At 73.9% G+C, this 3156-nt stretch carries 3 protein-coding genes; 1 reads left to right on the forward strand and 2 read right to left on the reverse strand.

Translation table 11 applies throughout. The annotated features are described in order from the left end of the window. Together ACWGH4_RS33400 and ACWGH4_RS33405 are read right to left on the reverse strand one after the other, a co-directional pair. Positions 1 to 1228: MFS transporter (locus ACWGH4_RS33400; RefSeq protein WP_453467462.1), on the reverse strand; the 1228-nt coding region annotated here is incomplete at its 3' end. Positions 1229 to 1356: 128 nt separating this feature from the next. Then, on the reverse strand, positions 1357 to 1953 hold the full coding sequence (locus ACWGH4_RS33405) for a WHG domain-containing protein (RefSeq protein ID WP_441266547.1): 597 nt from the start codon (positions 1951 to 1953) through the stop codon (positions 1357 to 1359). Positions 1954 to 2048: 95 nt separating this feature from the next. Between ACWGH4_RS33405 and ACWGH4_RS33410 the strand changes: the two genes are divergently transcribed. Further along, positions 2049 to 3146: a DUF3533 domain-containing protein gene (locus ACWGH4_RS33410; RefSeq protein ID WP_453467464.1), complete on the forward strand. Its 1098-nt coding sequence runs from the start codon at positions 2049 to 2051 to the stop codon at positions 3144 to 3146. The last annotated feature ends 10 nt before the right edge of the window (positions 3147 to 3156 follow it).

The raw sequence follows: 3156 nt of genomic DNA on the forward strand, positions 1-3156 counted from the left end.
CGGGTCCGGCGAACGCCATCAGCGCGGTCGCCACGGCCACCCCCAGCACCGGACCGATGTTCATGGCGGTCTGCTGGAGCCCGCCCGCGACCCCGGCGTGCTCCGCGGGCGCGCCACGTACGACGACCGCCGTCGCGGCGACCATCGCGGCGCCGAAACCGGCGCCCACCAGGAAGAAACCGCCACCGACCGGCACCGCGCCCGCCGCCCGGTCGAGGCGGGAGAGGGTGAGGACGCCGACGACGAGGAGGGACATCGCCACCACGGTCGTCCGGCGCGGACCGTACCGGCGCAGCGCCACCGCGGACACCGGCGCGCCCAGGACCACCGCGACCGCCCCCGGCAGTGCCTGCAGAGCACTCCGGAAGGGATCGAGACCGAGGACGTCCTGAAGGAAGTAGACACCGGCGAACAGGGCCCCGGACAGCACCGCCGACGCGCACACCAGCACCCCGAGCGCCGGGGCGACGGCGGCCGACCCGAGCATCTCCGGCGGCACCAGCGGGTCCCGGCCGCGCCGTACGTGCCGTACGAACGCGCAGCCCGCGACGACCGCCGCGCCGCACCCCGCCACGGTCAGGGCCGCCCGGCCGGTGCCCGGCATGCCGACGAGCGTGTGCACCAGACAGACCAGCGTCACCGCGAGCAGGCAGGCCCCGACCGGGTCGAGCCCGGTCCTTGGCGCCGGGGCGGGCTCCGGGTCCCGCACGACGAGGACGAGCAGTCCGATCACCAGCGCCGGTGCGACATTGAGCAGAAAGACGGACCGCCACCCCAGCTCGGCGGCCAGCGCCCCGCCGACGACCGGCCCAGCGGCGGCCGCCGCTCCGATCGCGCTGGTGCGCAGCGCGATCGGCATGCCCAGCCGGTCGGGCGGAAAGGCGGCCCGCAGCATGCCGAGGGTGGCCGGCTGCAGCAGCGCGCCGAAGACACCCTGCGCGACGCGCAACGCGATGACCCAGCCGATGTCCGGCGCCAGGCCGATCCCGGCGGACGCGGCGCCGAAGCCCAGCATCCCGACGGCGAAGACGCGCCGGTGGCCGTACCGGTCCCCGATGCGCCCGGCGAGGACCAGCAGGCTCGCCACCGCGATCAGATAACCGGTGCCGGTCCACTGGACCTGTTCGAACGACGCGAGCAGATCCCGTTGCATGACGGGCTGCACGATGGTCAGCACGGTGCCGTCCAGGGCGACGACCGAGGCGCCGACGACACTGCCGGCGAGCATGATCCGCCGATGGGCCGCGCTCCGGCCCGCGGTCGGGGCGGCGCTCCGGCCCGCGGTCGGGGGGTGCGTGCTCGGGTGCGTTCCCTTGCCTGCGCTTCGTCCCGCGTGGCCCGGGCTCGGGGCCGTACTCAACGGGGGGCCGGCCCGAGGTGGGCGTCCAGCACGGTACGCAGCAGCGGTTCGACGTCGTCGGTGCCCGTCGCGAGCTGGAGGCTGCCCCAGCCCCAGAGCTGGGCGATGCCGTGCAGGTTCGCCCACAGCGCGGTCGCGACGACCTGCGGCGGGGCGTCACCTGGCCGCGGCCGCACCCGCGCCACCGCGTCCACGAACGTGCCGAAGAGCGGCAGGCTGGTCTCCCGCAGACCGAGATGACCGCTCTTGAGCAGGTCGTGGCGGAACATCAGCTCGAACATGCCGCCGTCGGTCCGCGCGAAGTCCAGATACAGACGGCACAGTGCGGCGACCCGGGCGCGGGGGTCCTGATCACCGCCGTCGACGACCTCGGCGGCCCGGCGCGCCAGATCGGTGAAGCCCTCCCGTGCGATCGCGGACAGCAGGGACAGGTGGGTGGGGAAGTAGCGGCGCGGGGCGCCGTGCGAGACGCCAGCGCTGCGGGCGATCTCCCGGAGGGAGAGCGCTTCCACTCCCCGGGTGGTCACCAGCTCGACCCCAGCGGCCACCAGCCTCGCCCGGAGGCTCTCGTCGTGTTGCGTCGCAGCAGTCATAGACACTGTCTACCGCAGTCAGTAGACACTGTCTACTTCAGCCATTCGGACGCTACCGCCTGCGCGGGCGGCGGGTGCCGTCGAGCGTTGGGGCCATGGCACAGACGGCACAGACAGACGGCGAGCCGCGCAAGGGGTTCCTCGACGAGGTCAAGGAAGCGGTGACCGTGCGGGCCGCGATCCTGGTCATCGGAGTGCTGGCGCTCCAACTCGGGTTCATCACGTCGTACATCGGCGCCTTCCACCAGCCGAAGCCGCACATGATCCCGCTGGCGATCACCTCGCCCGACACGCAGATCGCCGACGAGGCCCTGTACCGGCTCGCCCGGCTGCCGGGCGACCCGCTGGAACCGCGTACCGTCGGCGACGAGGCGGCCGCCCGGCAGCAGATCCTGGAACGCGAGGTGGAGGGGGCGCTCGTCATCGACCCACGCGGCACCACCGACCGCCTGCTGGTCGCGGGCGGCGCGGGGGGAGCGCTCTCCGAGGCGCTCGCCGCGGTCGTCGGAAAGGCGGAACAGTCGCAGCAGCGCAGGATCGAGGTCGTGGACATCGTCCCGGGCGCCAAGGGCGACGCGCGCGGCCTCTCCTCGTTCTACCTGGTCGTCGGCTGGTGCGTGGGCGGCTACCTGTGCGCGGCGATCCTCGCCATCAGCGCGGGGGCCAGGCCCGCCTACGGGGCGCGCGCCGTCATCCGGCTCGGCGCGCTGCTGCTCTACTCGATCACCGCGGGACTGCTCGGCACGCTGATCGCCGGCCCGGTCCTGGACGCACTCCCCGGCAGCGTCTGGGCACTGTGGGGTCTCGGCACACTGCTCGTCTTCGCGGTCGGAGCACTCACGCTGGCGCTTCAGGGACTGGCGGGGATCGTCGGCATCGGCCTGGCGATCCTGCTCGTGGTCGTCCTCGGCAACCCGAGCGCGGGCGGGGCCTACCCGTACCCGCTCCTCCCGCCGTTCTGGCGCACGATCGGCCCGGCGCTGCCACCGGGAGCGGGCACGTATGCGGCGCGCTCCATCGCGTACTTCAGGGGGAACGGGGCGGGCGGACCGATGCTGGTGCTTGCCGCGTGGGCGGTGGCGGGCTCGGCGGTCACGCTGGCATGCGCGGTGGCGCGGAAGCGCCGCGCGGAGGAGTCGACGCGGGTGTATGAACGGGGCGGGCCTGACAAAGTCAGCCCGTCCGGCGTTTGAGGACACCGCG

This window comes from Streptomyces sp. NPDC054847 (genome assembly GCF_053610925.1).